Genomic DNA, 21,136 nt, shown 5'->3' on the forward strand with positions numbered 1-21,136 from the left:
CTGGTCTAACAGTTTAATCACCCTTTCCATCCATTTCGAGTTGTTCTATCAAGTAAGAGAGAGCTTCAACGTGATCACCAATGATTCTTAATACTGCCGGAGGATGCCCATTGTGACTTACATTCTCCATTAAACGAATTCTATTCGGTTTTACAACATCAACGTAATGTACACATTCTACTCTATACCCTTGTAATATTGCTTTTACTTGTGCAAGACTAGGGCATAGTAAGCTTTCCCAGCCTATTGCATCTAAACATGATCTACTCATAGCATGTGGAATTGCTACTAATGAGCCATTGCTTAATTCTGGACGATTATATGCTAAATTAAGCATATATTTTACGACGTCTACAACATAAAACGGAGGGTGTAACATCGGATTCAAATCATTTAATGCTATGTCTACACCAGCTGAAACTGCTTTTGTAAAATGATGCAAATTACTTCCTGAAACACTAAAATCACCATCAATAAATAAAAGAATATCTCCTGTAGCTTCAAGCGCTCCAATAGCACGTCCAACATTATGACCAAGTCGTTCGTTATATTCAATAATAGTAACACCAAGTCTTTTAGCAATATTAGCCGTTTGATCTGTCGAACCATTTACAACGACGATGATTTCTAGTGGTTCTATTTTTCTCGCCTCAAGTATTACTTGTTCTATAGTCTCTTCTTCATTTTGTACCGGTATAATGACAGAAAGTTGCTTCCCATCATAAATTGAAGAATGCATTCCCCACCCTTGATGATAGGAAGGGTATCGCTTACATTCACCTAGTTTTTGAACAATATCTCTTCTTTTTCCTGCATCAGTAAACCCTACTCTTCTTCCTTTTTTCTCTATCCATTTAGCTATACCGCGTAAATATCTTTCTACTTTCTCTTTTTCATTTTTGGATAACTCTTTTTTTATTAAATATCCTCCTTCCTCTATAGTCTCATCTTTAGATAACGTATTGATTGCATATTGATCGTTAATCCGCCACCCTTGATTCACAATCTTCATATGAGATAGAACGATATCTTCCATATAATTAAAGCCGATATTTTCCACTACTTCCTTCGTAAGCGCATATGGTAACGAAAGTATTGAATTGCTTTTTAAATCTGGTCGACTTAAAATTTCATTTAACATTTTTCTCCATACAATATCCATATTTGGACATTTACCTATTTCTATCAATTTATCTATTTTATTTAAAACTACATCGGCTTGATTTGTAACAATTGGCTCAATAAATCTCTGCATTTCATTTGTGGATAACGAAAAATTGCCATCTAAAAATAATAAAACTTCTCCTTTTGCTGCCTTTATACAAGCTCCATATCCATCATAATGCTTATTATATTTGTCCATAAAAACAATATGACATTTATGTTTCTTTGCTATTTCATACAAATTACTTCTATCGTTAGGAACTAAAATTATAATTTCAAGAGGATTTAGCTTCCATATAGATTGAATTGACTCTTCTAATATTTGCTCTCTTTCACTGTACAAAATAATAACCGTTAACGATTTCATTACACGCCCCCTTTACACATCATGTGACATAAAATATTAAGTATTACCATTTCCTATGAATTTGCTACTTTATTAACATATTCAAAAGTGAATTATACTGTGTGAAAACAAACGTCTATTTTTAAAAATATAATTCTGCACTTACCTCCTTTCTCTTATCATTGTTTGTTACAACTCTCACCATAAAAAACAAAAAAAGTCCTAATTTCTTTAGGACTTTTTTAAATAAATTTATCAATATTATTAATTTTATATACTACCTTTTTCCATGTTATACCGCGATCTTTTGTAGTAAATATTTCTTTTTTATTACACGCCCAACCTTTACGCCGATTAAAAAAATGCAAACAAAATACATTTTTTAACAATGGATTACTTGATACTTTAATCCATTTTGCTCCTTTTTTTATTATTTGATACACACTTCCATTTTCACTATTTATAACCCAGCCATAATAGGAACTAAAAAACGAAACAGCCACTTTACTAGTATTTATTGTTTTATTTGAAATATGCCACGAATTCCCCTTATCAAATGAGTAATTCATTAAAAATACATCATCATTCTTTTTAGTTGGTATTACTAATAAGTTATTTTTATAGATTGCTTTATAAGCCATAGCAGTCCCATTGTTAATTACTTCAAGACTTGGAATATCTTTTACAGGATGCCAACTTTCCCCACCATTTATTGTTTTAAATACCGTTGATGTTTCATAATGTTTTTGTAATGAAATAAACCCAATTAGATCGTTTATAAATGTTATCCCTGAAATACTATCACTAATACTTATATTTTTTATTACTTTCCAAACTTTCCCTTTCGTTTTCAAATAGTATAAATTATGTTCAAATTTATTTGATGCAAGCTTTCTAGATAATACAATCCATATACTATCCATATTCGTAGCATGCAATTGTACTTGAACATCAGTCGATTTCTCCCAATCTTCTTCAACCGGTAAAATAAACTCACTCCACCTTTCTCCTCTATTAACTGTATAAAATATAGCTGGCAATAAATCGTCATTCTTTTTTGTTAAACCATATGCCCAAGAGCTTCGAGCGTTTATTGGATACCCAAATAATACAATTGAATTAAGAGGATTGACAACATCCCATTCTACTCCTCTATTTTGAGTATATAAGATAGCCTGCTTTTTATTTGTATATTGAATACTAGCCCAACCATATTTATCCGTTCTCATTTGTAAAGAAGTAAATTGAATATCATTATTTTCCAATATATCACCTCATTCTTATTATTTATATATTCGTATGCTATTATTTCCAAAACGTTCTATCATTAGTTATTTAAACCACCCGCTTTATCTACTATCTTTATACTTACTTTCCCTTTTCTTCACCACTCAAATATAACGAAATTCCTTCTATTTTTCCGTTATCATATACAAACGACTGTATTTTACAAAATTCAACTATAAAAAATGCACCCCAATTGTAAACTATCCCCAACAATTAGAGTGCACTTTATATAAAATATAGCTTTAATTTTTAAGCACTTACTACAGCAGCAACTTTATCTAAACAAATAATAAACTGATTCATAAATGCGTCAATTTCCTCTTTCGTAATAATATACGGCGGAAGTAATCGAATAATATTCCCTTTTGTTACATCGACTAACATTCCTTTATTCATTAGCTCAACCTGTAATTTCTTCACATTTTCATTCGTATCATTCAGACTAATTCCAAACATCATGCCAGCATGACGCACTTCCTGTATATAATAAGAATTTTCTTTCTGAATGTCTTGCAGTTTGTCATTCAAATATAGTGACGTTTCATAAGCTTCTTGCATTAACCCATCATCAAGTAATGTATTTAATACCGTTAAACCTAAAGCTGTTCCCATTGATGAATGAGCAAACGTTGTCCCGTGATCTCCTGGTGAAAATACATCACATAACTTTTCACCTACAATAATCCCTCCTAGCGGTATCCCGCCTCCTGCTCCTTTACCAATTTGAATAATGTCCGGTGTGATATTAAAATTTTGATAAGCAAATAGTTTTCCCGTTCGACCCATACCACTTTGAACTTCATCAACGACAAGAAGTACATTATATTTTTCACATAAATTTTGAACACCATGCAAATATTTACTTGATAAAGGATAAATTCCCCCACTTCCTAAAACAGGCTCTAGCATAATCGCAATTGGTTTTTCTTTAATAATGGTCTCCTCTAATTGGTCTATATTCTCACGCTCTACTTCGTATACAGGAATAGATGTTTTAGGGAAATTTTGATATACCTTTTCTTGTCTCGTAAAATGTAGTGCCCCTAACGTCCTCCCGTGAAAACTATCTTTTAACACAACTACTCCGTCACGCTCTTCATTCGCAATAGATCTATATTTATCAATTAATTTTAATGTCGTTTCTGTCGCTTCCGTACCAGAGTTTGTAAAAAAGACTTTTCCGCTTTTTAAAGTACACTCTACTAATTTCTTTGCATACTCAATTGCAACTGGGTTTAAGAAATGAAACGGTAAATGCAACGATTTCACAACTTGCTCCATTGTCGTTTGTACAATTTTAGGATGATTGTATCCTAGTACATTTACTCCTACGCCAGAAAATAAATCTAAATACTCTTTACCATCTACATCATATAGTTTACATCCTTCTCCTCTTTCCATTGCAACCTCTGTCCGACAATATGTAGATATCATATATTCTTTATCTAATTGAAACCAATCCAACATGTTAAATTCCTCCTAGTTATTTTTCCTTTTTTAACGTTTATTCTCTATATAATCGTTTATAAATTAAGTTTTAAGATTGAAATTTTAATAGTGGTTTTCTTCCACATTTTTTATTAAAACGTGTGCTTTCTCTTCCCGATATTCATTTTTCCATAATTTCTTCTATTTCAACAGGTCCACTACATATGTGTTTTTTTCATCTAGCGGTATGTTACTGCTTTGAACTTTGTATGTCATACATAATCGAGACTATAAAATCATATTTAGTAACAATCGACGAAAAAATTTGGAGGCTATATCGATGAATGAAAAATATGATAAACATAGGAAAGAATTATTAGAAGAAGACTTTAATAAACATCGAGAACTTACTGAACCAGCTAAATTTCACTCTCAAACAGTTGGTTCACGTGGACCCGTACTAGAGCAAGATAGTGTACTGCATGAGTCATTACAACAATTTATTCATGAAAAAATTTTAGAAAGACCTGTTCATGTAAAAGGATTTGGTGCGTTCGGTTATTTTCAAACGATATATTCGATGTCTGAACATACTAAATTAAGTTTTTTACAAAATTCTAATGAGAAAGTTCCTGTTATGGTTCGATTTTCGTTAGCTGTTAGTACGAAAGGAACACCGGATACTGCTAGAAATGTACGCGGTTTTTCCACAAAATTTTATTCAAAAGAAGGCATTTTTGACCTTTTATGTAATCACATTCCTGTTTTTTCTGTCCGTGATCCAATGCGTTTCCCTGAAACGATTCAAGCATTATTGCCTTCACCTAAAAATAACTTAATAGACCCCAATAGATTTTGGAGTTTTGTCGCTAAAGCACCTGAATCTATTCATTTTGTTGTCCGTTTATACTCTAATAATGGTACGGCCAAAAGTCTTCGCCACATTCCAGGACATAGTGTTAATACATATGTATGGAGAAATGCGGAAGGTAATCGAAAGTATGTAAAGTATCATTGGTACCCGTTTGAAGGTGTACAGTACATTACTAGTAAAGAAGCAATTAAACTAGCTGCCGAAAATCCTGATTATAGCGGGAAAGATTTATATGATGCTATTGAAAATGGTAAACCAGTGGAGTATGGTTTATACGTCCAGCTCATGGATCCGAAAGATGAAGTGCATCTTTCTTATGATCCTTTAGATGACACAAAAGTATGGGATGAACAGACGTATCCTCTCATACCAGTCGGGAAAATGGTATTAAATAAAAATCCTGAAAATTTTATGGAACAAGTAGAAAAGGTCGCATTCTCTCCTTCTAATTTACTGGATGGTGCAGAACTATCAGATGATAAAATGCTGCAAGGACGCGCTAACATTTACAGTGATTCACAAAGAAGAAGAATTGGTCCAGAATTTCGCAAATTAACGATTAACCAGCAGCAAGATTGGACACCTGCTAATCAAATTACAACCGGTGAAGGAAGGTACGTTGAAGGTAAACTTGAAAGAACTTCTATAATGAAACAGGATGACTTTACGCAGGCTGGTGAATTTTATACGAAGTTACAGCCAATAGAAAAAGAACATCTCGCTGAAAACTTAGCTAGTGATTTGAAAGTTATATCCGATGATATTAGGGAGATCGTTTTGGGGTATTTCAATCAAGTATCAACTGATTTGAAAACAAGCATTGAGACAAAAATGAAAGAGCATTAAGAAGATTAAAACATGCTTTACGAATGAGAATTCAGATCTATATTAATTATTTTCTTGTCAAAATCCAATAAGGTTCTTTAATTTAAAAATATAAAGCCAACATATCCCTGTTCTATAATTAGAACAGGGATATGTTGAATTAGTTTAATGTTTAACATTACATACTTTATTTCGCTAAAAAATGCGATAAGTAGCCTTTCAAAACAAACTATAGTAAACTATTTTACTTGTACCGTATAATTCCCTGTTCCACCACCATACTTATATACACTTAAGTAATATTTCCCAGGCTTTGCATTATAATTTCCAAGCAATTTGTTTCCATCACGTTTTGTTGCATAAGCTACATAATTATTTAAATCTGATTCAGAATATAATACCCAGTTCAGTCCAAGATTTTGTTCGTTCGTAACAGAAATTTGTAAATCTTTTTGATCCTTTACATCAATAACAAATTTATCCCCCTGATCTTGATCGCTCAAGGTTCCTCTTAACAAAATATTCAAAGATAGTGGGTTTGCTGTTTCAAATGAATTATTTGGTTCTTTTTCTACAGCCGTACCTTCTTCCGTATTCACTCCGCTAAACACAACATCATATTCAAATTGCCCAGCATTATTTACACGGTAATTTACAAAATAAGCAGTCAATGTTTTATATCCAGTCCACTCTTTTCCTGAAAGACGTTTCAACATATCATTTGTTGCTTCATTCATCACTTTCCAGTCCTCAACTTCTCCTTTAGCCACACTTCCTGTATATGTTCCCTGTAGTGTAAATGTATTAAAGAATTGTGATTTATTCTTTGTTACTTTCACATCTTTTAATTTCGCTTCATTCGTAATATCTGAAGTAACGTCCGAAAGCGATTTTGGATCATGTTGAGTTAAATACTCATCTGATACTTGTGGAATCGTATACTTATCGCGATTATCAATAAGCATTTGCATATAAGATTGATATTCTTCATTTAACTTATTATCTTTGCTTAATGTAGCACGGTATGCATCGTAACTTGAAACATCATTTGCGCGAATTAAATCATGTACTTTATCGAACATTTCTGGGCGCTTATTATACATATATGATTGCAGCGCAAACGAATAATTATAAAAATCCCACGTTCCATATTTCGCATTTAATGTTTGTGATGCTGTATAACGTTTTGCAGGATCATTAGATAACCCGCCAATTATACTTTTTCGCGGTACTACACTATCTAATCGCGTTGCACCTGCAAAGAACTCTGCATTCCCTTCTTCAAACCATGTTAAACGTTCATTTTGATACATTTCCCCTTGGCCCCATAATCCCTGAACTTCGTACCTTCCCTGTAAGTAGTGCGTAAATTCATGGCGGAACAATTCTTCCAGACTATAAATACTTTGCTCTGGTGTACGTTCATATGTAAAGAAAGTCCCTGTCCCTTCAATATAAATCCCACCATTATTCGTTTCATATCCGTACAGTTGACGATTAAATTGATACTCATCTGGGCTATTATAAATAACCATCGTTAACACATCATCAGCATGTCCACTTTCAAGTGGTTTATCGCTACCAACTGTACGATAAAATTGAGAACGCACCTCTTTTGCCGCCCAGTATAGACGTTTAATTTTCTCTTCGCTAACTTTATCCCCAGCTTTAAAGACAATTGCACCATCATCAAACGTATACGTTTTCGGTAAATATTTCTTTTTACCCTCTTCTCGAATTTGATCTAAATTTACAGTTTTTCCATTCGCATCTATTCCTCCATAATTTGTAGTAATTTGTTCTGCCGCAACAAAGTATTGCTCTCCTAAATATGGATAAATTCGCATTGCATCTGTAACAACTTGTTGTCCTTTTGTGGGCGTGCTATGAAGCTTGCCCAATCGGCCAGCATAGTAAATTCCATTATTAATTAACCATCCGTTTTTATTTGTTACTGTACCAAGTAGTGCAAAACGATTTATTTCATTAATAAAGTTATCAATATTTCGAAACCACATCGTATCTTTTGGCTCTTTTCCAGTCGTGTACATATCCGTCTGAATATCAAAGTCAATTCCCTTCATCAACTCATATATAGCGTCTCCTTTTGTTCGGTCTTCAATGAAAGTTGCAAGATTATCGTTATATTGTTTAAAAATTTCACCTGCATATAAAACCGTTTCAACATCTGCTGATGCATTTCCAATTAATTTTCCATATGATGCAATTACTTTATTTTGTTCTGATGTACCAAGTTTGAAATTTGGATTTTTTGCAATTGTTTTTAAAGCTGGTAAACATTTATCATGGTAGCTACGCTCATTTAGTTTGCTTAATTCATCATGGTAAAAACCTAAATAAAACGCTGCACGTAGAGCTTCTACTAATGTTTCAATCCCTTTTGAATCATCTTGCGTATAAGCTTGTCCTTGTTCTGCTAGTTTATTAATAATCGCTTGCATTCGGCTATCATCTTGATAGAATTTAAGACTATCACTATTAAACTGAAATAATTCTGGAATTTGATACCATTTAATTGTCACAAGAAGATCAGTTAATTGTTTATTATTTAATTGATTTAACTCAGCCATCGAATACTTTTTTTCTTCAGCTAACGGCTTAATATTATCGGTTGGTGCTAGTGGACGCTGCGATAAATCCGCTAATTTTAACCGTTTTGTAAAAGATTCATTTTCTTGTACTTTTGAAGGGTGCGCCAATTCATCAACAGATTTCTGTATTCCTACCGGCTCCATTTGTAATACGTTCTTCACATTTTTCTCTTTTGTCTCTGCTTGAATTTGCAAACCATTACATGTTATTGTCACTAGTCCAACACCAAGAATCCACTTAGAAATTTTCGAATATTTAACCATACCATTGCCCCCTAGTTATTTAAATGAAAATTCAGAATTTTAAAACTAAAAAACCACTTATTTGTATGTATTTACAGTTCCCCTATAAATACAACTATGATTAATAATGCAATAGTAGCTTGTTTTATACTATTACGAGTACAGATTCCTTACATACAATCTCCCTTCCTTACATGTAATACAAGCAAAAACCGTGCCAATCATATTTCTTATGAATAGCCAACATTCTTTTATAAATACTGTAGAATAAAATATACATAGGTGTTTCGGCAATGTATAAATCATTTGACACAAAATCTAATGTTTATGAAGAACAAATTCATTGAATGTTATAAATTCATTAGGCAGTAAATAATCCCCAATTATTAAATCTCTCAAAAAAAGGTAAACAAACATATTCCATAAAGCTAATATGTTCGTTTACCTTTTTCTATTTCAAATCAACAGCAAAATATCGTTGAATAAAAACAGCATGAATAAGTATTTTGTTATTCATTTCTCTTTTTCATATAATCTTTTTCACATTGCAACGGCTTAAATTTCACTTTTTTCCCTTTCTTCTTTTTCGTTTTTATAACGAGCCATTCCCCTTTTTCAACGTCTAGTTTTAGGCGTTTCATTACATTGATATTATCTTTTTCTTTATAAAGTAAAAATGCTTCTTGTGCCCTCACAAATAAGCTGGGCTGTTCGCTAAATCCACCACTATCATAAATTTTAGTTAGCGAATTATAATAAGAATCATTTTCCTTTCCACCATACATCAAATGAGCAGCCTCCAGATCTCTTTTACTTACTTCCCAAAAACTATGTTCATCAATATTTAAATTAAATGTGGATTTAATGTCCTGTATTATATTCTTCACATGCTTTTCATCTCTAACTTTTCTTTCTTCGAGACAATCCGAAGATAATTCTGGTGCATCTGATTGGGAATGTACAACGTGTTGTATCGATACACACAGAATAAATACGCTTAAAATGTAAAATATTTTTTTCATATTTACATATCACCTCAAATGATTTAGATACTATATCATTTGAGGCTTACAATATTCTTATGCTAATAATAAGAAAGATCCTATAAAATAAAATTTTTATAGGATCTTTCCTTTTAATATTGCTTTATCAAATTCACGGGCGGGGCAACTACCTTACTACTTTTCACATCATATAATCCTATAGGTGTTACTCGTATAAAAGGCAAGTGCGTCGCAGAAAAGAATAAAATTGTAAATGCTGGATCATCATGCGCGTAGCCACGCTCTTGTAGTAATTTCACCATCTGTTTCTCTTCCTGTATTAATTCTCTCATTTTTAAATTAGACATAATCCCGAGCAATGGTAATGCTATTTCGTGTAATACTTCATTCTTTTCAGCTATTACCATTCCCCCGCCAAGCTCTTTTACTCTACGAAAAGCTGTAAGCATATCTTCTTTTCTTTTTCCGATAAGAATGATGTCACCTGTACCAGAATAAGAGCTAGCAAGCCCACCTAGTTCTTTCGCAAAACCTTTCACAGCTATATTCACTTGCCAACTGCCATCACGAGCAATCATCATAAAGAAACATTCATCATGATCTGTGGACAATTCATCACAGTCTATATTGATTTCACTAGTGTATGGTTTTGTAATAACGTTATTTAATAAGTGTATCCCCGTTTTATTAGAGAAAATCATATCCTCTTTTTCTATGGACCAATCTAATGATAATGGAGTTACTTTATGTTTACTCCAGTCTATATGTAATGCTTCATGTGTATTTACACCGTCACGCTTCACCCATTTCCCCTTTGCAAGGACACTGATTGGTACTGGGTTTTCTTTACTTTCTAAAATATTGATATTAGCAATTCTACCTGTCGCAATCGAACCATGTACATGTTCCATATTATAATAGCGAGCAATATTATAACTTGCCATATCGTATGCATCTATTACTGGTACTCCTTGTTTTATCGCGGTAGAAATCATAACGTTTGTCATTCCATTCTCATAAAACGAAGGATGTGAGCCGTCTGTTGTAAAAAAGAATCTATCAAACTGCTTTACGCCTAGTTCCAACAATTCTTTCAGTAAAACTTCTAAATCTGGGCGGATTGAAGAATTTCTTAAGGAAACAGTGTAACCTTGCATAAGACGAGTGAAAGCTTCCTGCCCTGTCATCGCTTCATGATCACAATCTGTACCTAACAGTTTTAACTTCGCTAAAGTCGTTTCAGATGCACCCGGAAAATGTCCTTCTACTTTCTTTTGCAATCGCTTCGTTTCCTGCACCCAAGTTAACATTTCATCATCGCCATGTAATAGTTTTGGCCATGCTGTTAGCTCGCCACCTTGAAGAACCGCTTCATGCTGCAGCCACTCTATTATTTCTTCACTATTAAACAAAGATTCCCCGTTTTGCAATTCAGTCTGTCCGTCAAAACGGCACCACCAATACATACTTGCTGGAATCTTATTGAATTCATCTAATAAACGAAATGCTTCTTCACGCTTTAATGTGAAAAATAAAGTTAAATTATCATTAATAAAAGTTGTTGTCCCAAACTGCATCGCATGATTCGCTAGCGTCTCTGGGTTATACAACTGATACGGATGTGCATGTGGTTCTATGTAACCGGGTACGACATACTTTCCTTCGCAATCAACAACTTCACACTCCGTTAATTGCTCTGGCAGCTGCTCCCCTACGTATACAATTCGATCATTATATATCCAAATGTTCGCTGTCATCCACTCGCGCATATAAGAATTTAAATATGTTGCATTCTTTAATAATATGTGTGTGCTTCTCTTACCATCTAGTACTTCAACATGTTCTCGTAATTGTTTATTACTCCATTTATAATGATTTTTCCCCATTGTATTCAACTCCAAATCAACTCATAATTATTTTGATTAAAACGAGTAATATTTAACTAACTAAAGTATTTTCCATTCATAACTCCCCTATTGGTGCCCCTATATCCTTCATTATATGTAAAAATTTAAAAAATAACAATTTTCAGAACTATATGCATACCTCTTTTATCCATAATAAAAAGAATGTCATGTAACTGACATCCTTTTTTATTTTGTCGTAAGCATTAAGATTGACTTTCACTTTGGAATACACTTGATGTCATATCATAAATGCAACTACTGTCCATAGTTGCGAACTTAAAAAAGCACCTCTTTTAAATATAACTATAACAAAATTCCATTCACTTTCTTTTCATCTATTTATTAAATTCAATTTGCATCATTTTATTAAACTGCGGAACAATATCGACCCCACCTATAGAGTTGAGACTGATAGCCAATGTATGTTTGCCTCCAATTACTCCCCCAGCAAAAGTTGTAAATCCAGGAATTCCTCCTCCATGCCCCCAAACTGAAACACCGTTTGGAAGTTTAGTCTCATAGATTCCAAGACCGTATGCGTCACCAACCCCTTTTCCTTCTATAGGAACTGTAGTAAGCATTTCTTTTAGCTCGCGTTCCTTCAGTAACTTACCACCGAGTAAAGATGAAAAGAACTTATTTAAATCATCCGCATTAGAAATCATATCTCCAGCTGCATTAGCTAAACTCGGATTATAATACGTAATGTCTTTCAACTCGCCTGTTCCTTCCATTTTCACATATCCACGAGCATGATTCTTTCCTGGGATGACGGGTGAATTTCCTGGTAAAAACGTATTTGATAGGTCTAAAGGTTCAATAATTCGCTTTTCGATTTCTTCCGCATAACTATTTCCAGTTATTTTTTCAATAAGCATTCCTAGTATTACGTATCCTGTGTTTGAATACAACCAGTCTTTACCCGGCGAGAAATCTGGAGGCAGCGAAAGGCCTATTTTCACTATTTCTTCTGCTGTATACGTTTTTTTCGAATTCATTATGTCCGCGTCTTTTGACTTTAAGTATTCAGCGATACCACTCGTATGATTCAAAAGTTGTCGTATCGTAATTTGATTACCATCATACCCATTTCCTTGCACGAGACCCGGTAGCCACTTTTCAATTGGATCGTCAAGTTGTAAGCGATTTTCTCCTACTAATTGAAGAATAGTCGTGGCAGTAAACGTCTTCGTCACACTACCAATCCGAAAGCGATAATCCGAATTCACCGGTTTCTTTGTACTTAAGTCCGCCACGCCTGCAGTAAAACTATTAGTTTTTCCGTTATTAGACGCCTTAGCTAATATTCCTACAGCACCAAGCTGTACTGTTTCCTGCATTACTTGTTTCCAGCCATTACGATTCTTTTGATCATGTACTTGTGACGAACTAGAAATATTTTGGGTTGACTCTGCAGTCACAGTAAAACCAGGTGTGAATAGAGCAGTACCCGCTAATAAAACTGCAAAACTTGCTAACTTAATTGAATTACATTTTTTCATAAGGCTTTCTCTCCTCCATTAATATCGGATTGATTCAGGCTATACTTTCATCCTATATGATAAATCTCTCTTTTTTCTTATCCATTCCTTACGAAATACTTACGTTTAAATTTAAATAGGGTAAACTGAGGAAGAGTTATGCATGCAAATAAAAAGAGAACATGTTTTCATTTTTTATGTAAACATGTTCTCTTAAACATTTAAAATTCTATATCAACTTTTCATCCTATTCTTTACACAACTAATTTATATTCCTTTTTACCAGCCCGCACTAGCATTCATACCATTTCCAATAATAGAAAGTAATAGCGGCCATAATACTGGTCCTAGTGTAAGAAATACATTTAGAAGTATGAGCATTCTATATCCACCGGTGAAATTGTGATTTTTACGATTAACAAATGCTAAACTGATTAATGATATTATAGTTGTTAAAAATAATACTAACATTAGCAACCAATACCACACCATTAAACTAAGACTCCATGGTGTTAATAGCTCATGTATGATACAAAATGAGATTCCTAATACAGAAAAACTAAAACTAGTCACCGCTGTTTTTATAAGCCATTTATTTATTTTTTTATCGTATGTATTTTTACAATATAAATCTATTAAAGTATATAAAGATAAATATGCCATTAATACACCTATCCAAGACAATAACCAGTCTCCGTCCCCTTTGAATAATACGTACAGTAACCAACACATACCTACTGCAGAAAAAACAAAGGAAATAAGTATGCTTTTTAATACCGATTTCATTACATTTTCACACCCTTAAAAAACTTAAAAATTAATTATAGTTTATAAAAATTAAGTATAGGTTAACATGTAATGAAGTATAAGTAAATAATTTTAATTTTGTTTACCTATTTAAATACGGTTTCATATAAGAAAATAATTCATGTTAATCAAATTTCCGTATAAAAAAAGAAAAGGTGGATATTTATGTATCCACCTTCCCATCTCCCTCTACCCACTTCATTATTTCTTTCACATCTAAATCCGTATACGTCTTTTCCCCATAACGAACAGACTCATATAACGAGATAATATCCCTTGTTCTACAAATTCTTTTTAACCATTGTTGCATCGTTTCATAGGACCTTCTCTGTTCATGAAATGGTAATGTTCTTTCCCATTCAACTAACGTTTTTCTTATCTTATCTGTCGGTAACGGCTGTTCTAACTGATGAATGACTTTTTCATTCTTTATGCTTCTTACCGCAGTTTGCTTTGTGATCGATTCTTTCTCCTGTACTATTTCTGTTTTCGTCAATTTTTTCCTAATATACTTGTAGATGGCATATATAATTGATATTGCGATTATCACATAAAAAACTATAGTAATCCATACATTTGAAAGAACAGAAAGCACGTCATTCCATAGACCTTCTCTTTCGAAAGGTTGAAATTTTTTACCCGTTTTCGTTCTTATACCTGTATCTTCTACTTCTTCATATTCATCTTCATCTATTTTGGAATCATCAAAATTTTCACCTATACTAGTAAAGTCATAATTTCTTTCCGATATTGTCTTAGTCTTACTGAAAAAACGCTCTTTTACTATGTCTTGTACATACACAACACCTTGTGATAACGTTATCGCACTAATCGCAAAGAAAAGTATGATTAAAGTTCTTACACTCCATAACTTCACTTTCATATGCCGCTTTTTATTCACCATGACATAAGCCCCTTCTTATTCTTTCATTACAATCCATTTATTCGTTCTACTGTATTTCTTTGGTGAAGTACCAATAATTAAAGGAACCGCATCCAGTTCCTTTCGACGAAAGCCTGCTGTGTAAAAGTAAGAAGAAGATATAGGCGTATCTTGGTCTGATATCGAGGCAAGTACCTTTAATACATTTTGCAAATGTTTCCGATTATCCCCATTTTTTATATGTAGCAAACCGTTATCTTTTACACTATTGATCCATACTTCAAACGAACAGTTTTGCATAAGAAGTTGTTTGCATATACCTGCTGTTAATTCAATTAGTTCCTCTATATCATTTCGCAAAGAAACACCACTTTTATTTTGCAAGTTGAGATAAATCGCGTATTTATCACATTGTGTTCGCTCATACTTTTTCGCAATTATCGTCCCTGTTTTCGCTGTTGCACTCCAGTGGATGGAACGAAAATCTTCATTTTCATAAGACTTTACTCCCATTACTTTCGTTTCATCATATAAGGGTGAAGACATCGCTTTTCGAAATCCTCGTGACCATTCTTGTAATTCAGGAACTTGTATTTTCGGAACAGCTGGTAAGACTAAATAAGAGGGCGTATCAACTTGTTTATATGTTATATGGTTCGTTATAAATCCAAAGAGATCAGTAATAACAATTTCAACTTCTTCCCATTTCGCGATGCCTCTTTTTAACGCTACAGCTTGCAAATCAAATGAAACTGACTCCCTTCCTTTTAAATTAAAATTCATATAATAATTTGAACCTGTACTATGATTTTTGTTTATTTCATCATGATTCCAAGTTAGCTTATTTTCACATTTAAATCGAAATACGATATTAAGAATAGGAAATATCGACTTGTTTGAAATTTTCATTTTGCACATATTCGTTTCACCTATAAAAACATTCGAATTCCCTTGACTGTATTCCCATTCAACACGAGATACTTTACGTATATATACATGCATAGCACCTATTAAAATTACATATAAAAATACGAGAGATAAAAACAGTAGATTACTTGAAAATACACTTAAAATAACGGCTACAACTGACATAACCCCCATTACGAAAGGCTCCGCTAAAGGTGTATACACAAGCTGTTGATTCATCGTACATTCTCCACTGGCACACTAATCGTATGAAGAATTTCTTTCATAATTTGTTCTTTCGTCGTTTTCATCTCTCCCTCAATCGTTAACGTTAAACGATGAGCACAAACTGATGCAGTGAGCGTCTTAATATCATCTGGCGTACAGTAATCTCTTTCATTTAATATTGCCCGTGCTTGAATCGCTCTCATAAATGCCAACGTTCCCCGAGGGCTTACACCAATTTCAATTAACTCATGGTTACGAGTTGCTTCAATAATTTCAAGAAGATAATCTTGCACATCATTCCCTACTAACACTTCTCTTGCATGCTTTTGCATCGTAATAATTTCTTCACTTGAAATAATAGAGTGTAATGTTTCTAACGGATCATTCATTTGAAACCGATTCATCATTTCCTTTTCAGCTTCTCTCGTAGGATAACCTTGGCGAATCGTAAGTAAAAATCGGTCTAATTGAGCATCTGGTAACGGAAATGTGCCCGCTGATTCGAGTGGATTTTGCGTTGCTATAACTAAAAAAGGTTCTGGTAATGAATGTGTCTGTTTCGCAATTGTAACCGTACGCTCTTCCATAACCTCAAGTAACGAAGATTGTGTTCTCGGTACAGCTCGATTAATTTCATCCACTAATACGATATTTGCAAAAATGGGTCCTAACCTTGTTTTAAAATCCGATTCCTTCACATCAAAGTATTCAAGGCCAATAACATCTCCAGGCAAAGTATCCGCTGTAAATTGTATTCTTTGAAATTTGGCGTCCACACTTTTAGCCAAACTTTTCGCTAATGTTGTTTTTCCTGTCCCAGGTACATCCTCTAATAAAATGTGTCCTCTTGCTATTAGAGCAATGGCTGCTAGTTCTATCGATTCGTCTTTTCCTATAATAACCTTCGAAATATTATTAGTAATTTTCTTTAATGTACTCATATAGTATCTACCACCTTTTAATTATCTAAAAATTAAGAATATACTTTTTTCCAAATTATAACATGTAATTCGAAGATGAAATAGAGTGAAAATGAATCTTTTATTTTTTCTTCATTGCACGCAAAAAAGCACCTATTGTCGTATATTGACAATGAGGTGCTTAACTCAATCCAACAGCCTTCTTTCCCTCTAATTTTTAGTAACAATACATCCTTTTTTCTGCCACGCATGCATTGTTTTCAATTAACTAGTAAAATGCATTCTACTATTACATATAATAAAAACCATTTCGATTTGTTCGTTATAGAACTTCCTCTACATCGACACTCTCTATCTTCACTTCATACATATTTGGGATGTTTGCTTCTTTTGGTACCCATGCATAATAATTTTGATCATTTTCTAACATAAATTGAACTAACTTTGTTTCTGAAACATTCCAGAAATTTTTAAGATTATCGATGTAGTCCTCTAAATCTTCTTTATAGTCCAATTGTAATATATAATCTCTTATCGTCAGGGCAAACACAATTAAACTTCCTAATAGATTTTTTTGCTCATTTTCTTCTTCATACTCTTGTGGTAAGAACCACACTTGACCTATTCCTATCGTTTTTTTGTATTTCTCATAAAAACTACTATCATCCATATTCTCATAATCATGTATTAATTCATTGACTAATGAATGCCATTTTGGCGGAATAATATTTTCCAATGCAGGATTATGTTCAATTCCTTCTACTATATCCTCTATTTCTTCCGTCTCATCTTCATAGTGATATTCACTTAGGTCTATATGCTTAAATTTCATTTCATTTTTATAATGTGCCAAATCATATGGATAATGATTATTATCTTTTAAACTTATATCATCCAGTTCCAAAATTTTCGCAAGCGCTGCCGTTTCAAAGCTCCAATATCCTACATATCCAGGTTCTTTATGCGCATTTTTCCACTCATAATCATAATGACCTTTAAACCATTCTTTCTCCATGTACGTTTGTAATCTTTTAGATGCTTCTTTTTTATCTGTTTGTGCAAATTCTATAATCTCTCTTGTTTTTGCATATGGATTTTCTTTATAATATCTATTCGTCACTTTTGTGTATCCGATATCACTAGCGCATAAGAGGAAATCGATTACTGCGTCGTTCATATTTTCCTTCTCAACTAGTTTAGCTAAACTTACAAGATTCTTTTTCTCCGTCTCTAATAAAATCCCTAGAGATATCATCCAAATTAGATTTAAATATCCAACTTCTCTTTCCCCTATATGCCCCAAATCAATGAGGGCATTCTCAAAATCTGCTTCCATTGTATGGATATTTTCTCCTAAAGAGTATTTCGCAATAATATCATCCAACGCATAATTAAAATTTGATAGATAGGTTCCTTCTATAATACTATTATTGTCATTAGGATGCCTTTGAATACCATTTTTTTTATCTTCTTTTAAACTTTTAATTTTAACTCTATTTTTTTCAATAAACTTTTTATGATATTCTATTCCTTTTTTACATTTTTCTTCTATACATAAATGATCTCTCATATCATTCAATTCCCCCTAGTTTTTAAAATTATGGCCATTCTCCAATTATGTCTCCCTTTGTATCTATTCTAAATGTTTTCACATTCCCACTACTATCGACTTTTGATAGTACTCTTTCTACTGCACCGTTTTCCAATGCATCCTTAATCTCTTCTGCTAATACTTCATCTCCATCAACAGCCTTCAATACCCTACTTTTTCGCGTCTTCGCACCATTCAACCAATCATTTGACATTTGTCGTCCATCTTTAGTTTTACTTAGTTTAGCACCACCACATAATCAATTTGAACAGACGAAAGGTGAGCCCACATTTCTCGCAAGCCCACCCTGTCTATTTCTGATGCTTCTTCATTCATTTTTGCGCAATTAATTTCTTTATCTCTAAAAATATACATCGAGTACAATCCTTGTTCTTCACAGTATACTTTAATTTCATCTTTTTAATATCTGAAGCTACATCCACCATTAACTTGCCCTAGTGTTGAAACTGGTTTATCCCTAGAAATTTTTAACTTTCATCTTCCTATTACATAAATTGTAATTTTCGTAACGCTTTTTAACAAATATTCGGACATTTACCCTATGGAGTACACTCATAAAAGTTTTCTAAAGAGGGTCACTCTTTTTAATGAGACTACATTTTCGAACTGTACTCACTTCTTAACAACTACTAATCTACCTCTATTATTTGTATCCCTTCTTTGGTTTCTGGACAATCATTAATGCTTCTTTTTAATACTCATCTTCAAATAAACAATTATATATAGTAACACCTGTTTCCTTTAACTCTAACGAAACATCCTCCACTTCAATACTTAACGTTTCTTTATCAAGATTCTTTATTCCGTTACTATCTAATAATTTTAAAATACTACTTCCTATTTTCTTAGATTCATCATTGTATGGCGAGGACTCTTCAACTAGCTCGATTGTACCATTAGTGTATCTATATCTTAAATATTTAACCACTGCATATGGCGCGATTGCCGAAATCATTAGCATTACACAATTAATTTCTGATTGCTTCCGAACATACTCACTGAATTCTACACTACCAAAACGAAATTTCACATCTAGTGGTAGAAGAATGTAAGAAAAACATGTTGAATAACTAAAATCAGTAATATTATCAACGTTTATATTTGATATTTTATTAATTTCTCCATCCCAAAAATGTTTATCAACAAATTTCCCCAAAACATATTGGAAATCACCTTGTTTATATAATTTATTAACAACTTTTAGTATCTCATCACTCATAATTATTCTCCTTTATTGTACAGGATACCCATGTATATTTCCTTTACCATCCATATGAACCTTTACCCTCGTTTCTCCATTTGGACCTATTGACTTTCCAAAATCATGCACTCTAACACTTCCGTCTGGCTTTACTGGTGTTCCTTTCACCCATGCTTCTTGTGTCTCTACTACTCCATTTTTCCCTGCTCCCCACTGCGATTTGGTTGAGACATTATTCCCATGACCAGGAACATGTTTACCCTGTTTTCCTGCATCAACTTTTGGAGCACCTGAAACGCCAGCATCAACATGCCCTTGACTTGCTAGTTTATCATTTTTTCCAATGTTCCCTGCTACACTGGCTCCCTGACCATCAACACCTGTACTCTTAACACTCCTACTTGTCGTATACTGATAATCCTCTTTCGGAGAATGCTACCCTCCCTCTGTGACATTTCCTACTTCAGCTATGACGAAGCCGTTTCCCTCACCTAGAATCCATTTGTACTCCAGTAATGTTTTTATTGCGTGCTGGATTTTTTCATTCCCCTGCAAAAAGGTTGTTTTTACGGTTGTAGCACCTTTGTTCCATAGACTTCCGATTTTGTCGGCAAATCCTTTTGCTGTGGAGGCTACAAAGTTTACTCCCTCTTTTACTTTGTGACTGGCTGTTTTTATGCCATCGACAGCTGCTTTTTAGTAGATCTTTTTATTTTCTCAATCTAACAAAATATTAATTTTTTATTTATTATATCTTATTTCTATACTGAGATGAAAAAAGCACTTATTGCCTTCCATAGACAATCAAGTGCTTTAAGATCATATGTTGTAAAATGTCATCTTACCTAAACTCGTACTTTTTTTCTATTCTATCATTGGACACAGTACCCAATGATGGGCCAACCATCATGAAGTACGTAATTTCAAACACTTATTTCTTTCCCTAAAACACTAACCTTTATTCTGCTTTTTAATCATTTCCATCCCATTCATAAATCTCTTAATAGAATCCTCATTCTTCAATAATTCACTTAAGTATAACAATACATCAAACTCTTCAGGGTCTGCATCATAATAAATCATTCCTGGATCAATAAAAGGCTCATAAACTATATTACAGATATTTTGTCCTCCTATTGTTACACTAAAACATCTTTTCAATTTTGAAACATAACTATTTGTACAAATTAGATCTTCTATAGATGTTTCAAATGATTTTCCATTATAGAAAAAAAATAGTTTGTTATCTTTAACATAAATACCAACTACCTGTCCATCTTCACTAAATCCTCCGACGCCTTGTCTAACCAACTTTACTTTATTTTTTTCAACTACTGAATATCCGCTAGGTTCTAATATAATATACGTTCCTGTCTTAGAGTAATTATTCATTATTATCATAAGTTAT

The 21,136-nt window shown here is 33.1% G+C and carries 17 protein-coding genes and 1 pseudogene; 1 reads left to right on the forward strand and 17 read right to left on the reverse strand.

The window, feature by feature from the left end; all coding sequences use genetic code 11:
• Positions 1-13: 13 nt before the first annotated feature.
• From ACZDYH_RS16980 to ACZDYH_RS16990, 3 genes are all read right to left on the reverse strand, one after another.
• Positions 14-1,531 carry a glycosyltransferase family 2 protein gene (locus ACZDYH_RS16980; protein ID WP_000839308.1) on the reverse strand — a complete coding sequence of 506 codons (1,518 nt, stop codon included), beginning with the start codon at positions 1,529-1,531 and terminating at the stop codon, positions 14-16.
• A gap of 221 nt (positions 1,532-1,752) precedes the next feature.
• A complete protein-coding gene (locus ACZDYH_RS16985) occupies positions 1,753-2,775 on the reverse strand; it encodes a WD40/YVTN/BNR-like repeat-containing protein (protein WP_434712218.1) in 1,023 nt (340 codons plus the stop codon).
• Positions 2,776-3,046: 271 nt separating this feature from the next.
• Positions 3,047-4,264: an aspartate aminotransferase family protein gene (locus ACZDYH_RS16990; protein ID WP_166695441.1), complete on the reverse strand. Its 1,218-nt coding sequence runs from the start codon at positions 4,262-4,264 to the stop codon at positions 3,047-3,049.
• Between the two features lie 301 nt (positions 4,265-4,565).
• Between ACZDYH_RS16990 and ACZDYH_RS16995 the strand changes: the two genes are divergently transcribed.
• Entirely contained in the window at positions 4,566-5,945 is a 1,380-nt protein-coding gene (locus ACZDYH_RS16995; RefSeq protein ID WP_001003612.1) for a catalase, read from the forward strand.
• Between the two features lie 218 nt (positions 5,946-6,163).
• Here ACZDYH_RS16995 and colA read toward each other — a convergent pair whose 3' ends face one another.
• The 14 genes and pseudogenes from colA to ACZDYH_RS17065 all read right to left on the reverse strand — a co-directional run bounded on the left by colA (position 6,164) and on the right by ACZDYH_RS17065 (position 21,129).
• The gene (colA, locus tag ACZDYH_RS17000; RefSeq protein WP_166695442.1) at positions 6,164-8,800 is read right to left on the reverse strand and encodes a collagenase ColA; all 2,637 of its coding nucleotides are present in this window, start codon (positions 8,798-8,800) and stop codon (positions 6,164-6,166) included.
• 488 nt (positions 8,801-9,288) lie between these two features.
• Positions 9,289-9,801 (reverse strand): hypothetical protein, encoded by a 513-nt coding sequence (locus ACZDYH_RS17005; RefSeq protein WP_000719373.1) that lies wholly within the window; start codon positions 9,799-9,801, stop codon positions 9,289-9,291.
• 113 nt (positions 9,802-9,914) lie between these two features.
• A complete protein-coding gene (locus tag ACZDYH_RS17010) occupies positions 9,915-11,669 on the reverse strand; it encodes an adenine deaminase (protein WP_006917936.1) in 1,755 nt (584 codons plus the stop codon).
• Between the two features lie 356 nt (positions 11,670-12,025).
• Positions 12,026-13,192 (reverse strand): serine hydrolase domain-containing protein, encoded by a 1,167-nt coding sequence (locus tag ACZDYH_RS17015; protein ID WP_000710628.1) that lies wholly within the window; start codon positions 13,190-13,192, stop codon positions 12,026-12,028.
• 258 nt (positions 13,193-13,450) lie between these two features.
• On the reverse strand, positions 13,451-13,957 hold the full coding sequence (locus ACZDYH_RS17020) for a DUF3902 family protein (protein ID WP_000843831.1): 507 nt from the start codon (positions 13,955-13,957) through the stop codon (positions 13,451-13,453).
• A 184-nt stretch (positions 13,958-14,141) separates the two neighbouring features.
• Positions 14,142-14,882 (reverse strand): hypothetical protein, encoded by a 741-nt coding sequence (locus tag ACZDYH_RS17025; protein WP_000247503.1) that lies wholly within the window; start codon positions 14,880-14,882, stop codon positions 14,142-14,144.
• A gap of 15 nt (positions 14,883-14,897) precedes the next feature.
• Entirely contained in the window at positions 14,898-16,007 is a 1,110-nt protein-coding gene (locus tag ACZDYH_RS17030; RefSeq protein WP_001075939.1) for a DUF58 domain-containing protein, read from the reverse strand.
• Positions 16,004-16,936 (reverse strand): AAA family ATPase, encoded by a 933-nt coding sequence (locus tag ACZDYH_RS17035; RefSeq protein ID WP_088363736.1) that lies wholly within the window; start codon positions 16,934-16,936, stop codon positions 16,004-16,006. The genes ACZDYH_RS17030 and ACZDYH_RS17035 overlap by 4 nt, the downstream gene beginning before the upstream one ends.
• 301 nt (positions 16,937-17,237) lie before the next feature.
• Positions 17,238-18,485 carry a PoNi-like cognate immunity protein gene (locus ACZDYH_RS17040; protein ID WP_434712225.1) on the reverse strand — a complete coding sequence of 416 codons (1,248 nt, stop codon included), beginning with the start codon at positions 18,483-18,485 and terminating at the stop codon, positions 17,238-17,240.
• Between the two features lie 28 nt (positions 18,486-18,513).
• Positions 18,514-18,720 (reverse strand): hypothetical protein, encoded by a 207-nt coding sequence (locus tag ACZDYH_RS17045; RefSeq protein ID WP_290101109.1) that lies wholly within the window; start codon positions 18,718-18,720, stop codon positions 18,514-18,516.
• Positions 18,721-19,218: 498 nt separating this feature from the next.
• A complete protein-coding gene (locus tag ACZDYH_RS17050; RefSeq protein ID WP_001278748.1) occupies positions 19,219-19,746 on the reverse strand; it encodes a hypothetical protein in 528 nt (175 codons plus the stop codon).
• Between the two features lie 12 nt (positions 19,747-19,758).
• The gene (locus ACZDYH_RS17055; RefSeq protein WP_000679168.1) at positions 19,759-19,896 is read right to left on the reverse strand and encodes a hypothetical protein; all 138 of its coding nucleotides are present in this window, start codon (positions 19,894-19,896) and stop codon (positions 19,759-19,761) included.
• Between the two features lie 150 nt (positions 19,897-20,046).
• A pseudogene (locus tag ACZDYH_RS17060) lies at positions 20,047-20,424 on the reverse strand (WXG100 family type VII secretion target); the annotation flags it as partial.
• A 255-nt stretch (positions 20,425-20,679) separates the two neighbouring features.
• Positions 20,680-21,129 carry a hypothetical protein gene (locus ACZDYH_RS17065; protein WP_000585090.1) on the reverse strand — a complete coding sequence of 150 codons (450 nt, stop codon included), beginning with the start codon at positions 21,127-21,129 and terminating at the stop codon, positions 20,680-20,682.
• Positions 21,130-21,136: the final 7 nt, after the last annotated feature.

It is taken from the genome of Bacillus sp. EB V-12, from assembly GCF_056158125.1.

Excerpts from the sequence above, each read along its gene's own strand:
- ACZDYH_RS16980 (WP_000839308.1), bottom strand. The coding sequence starts at position 1,531 with ATGAAATCGTTAACGGTTATTATTTTGTACAGTGAAAGAGAGCAAATA.
- ACZDYH_RS16990 (WP_166695441.1), bottom strand. The coding sequence starts at position 4,264 with ATGTTGGATTGGTTTCAATTAGATAAAGAATATATGATATCTACATAT.
- ACZDYH_RS16995 (WP_001003612.1), top strand. The coding sequence starts at position 4,566 with ATGAATGAAAAATATGATAAACATAGGAAAGAATTATTAGAAGAAGAC.
- colA (WP_166695442.1), bottom strand. The coding sequence starts at position 8,800 with ATGGTTAAATATTCGAAAATTTCTAAGTGGATTCTTGGTGTTGGACTA.
- ACZDYH_RS17005 (WP_000719373.1), bottom strand. The coding sequence starts at position 9,801 with ATGAAAAAAATATTTTACATTTTAAGCGTATTTATTCTGTGTGTATCG.
- ACZDYH_RS17010 (WP_006917936.1), bottom strand. The coding sequence starts at position 11,669 with ATGGGGAAAAATCATTATAAATGGAGTAATAAACAATTACGAGAACAT.
- ACZDYH_RS17015 (WP_000710628.1), bottom strand. The coding sequence starts at position 13,192 with ATGAAAAAATGTAATTCAATTAAGTTAGCAAGTTTTGCAGTTTTATTA.
- ACZDYH_RS17020 (WP_000843831.1), bottom strand. The coding sequence starts at position 13,957 with ATGAAATCGGTATTAAAAAGCATACTTATTTCCTTTGTTTTTTCTGCA.
- ACZDYH_RS17025 (WP_000247503.1), bottom strand. The coding sequence starts at position 14,882 with ATGGTGAATAAAAAGCGGCATATGAAAGTGAAGTTATGGAGTGTAAGA.
- ACZDYH_RS17030 (WP_001075939.1), bottom strand. The coding sequence starts at position 16,007 with ATGAATCAACAGCTTGTGTATACACCTTTAGCGGAGCCTTTCGTAATG.
- ACZDYH_RS17035 (WP_088363736.1), bottom strand. The coding sequence starts at position 16,936 with ATGAGTACATTAAAGAAAATTACTAATAATATTTCGAAGGTTATTATA.
- ACZDYH_RS17040 (WP_434712225.1), bottom strand. The coding sequence starts at position 18,485 with ATGAGAGATCATTTATGTATAGAAGAAAAATGTAAAAAAGGAATAGAA.
- ACZDYH_RS17045 (WP_290101109.1), bottom strand. The coding sequence starts at position 18,720 with ATGTCAAATGATTGGTTGAATGGTGCGAAGACGCGAAAAAGTAGGGTA.
- ACZDYH_RS17050 (WP_001278748.1), bottom strand. The coding sequence starts at position 19,746 with ATGAGTGATGAGATACTAAAAGTTGTTAATAAATTATATAAACAAGGT.
- ACZDYH_RS17065 (WP_000585090.1), bottom strand. The coding sequence starts at position 21,129 with ATGATAATAATGAATAATTACTCTAAGACAGGAACGTATATTATATTA.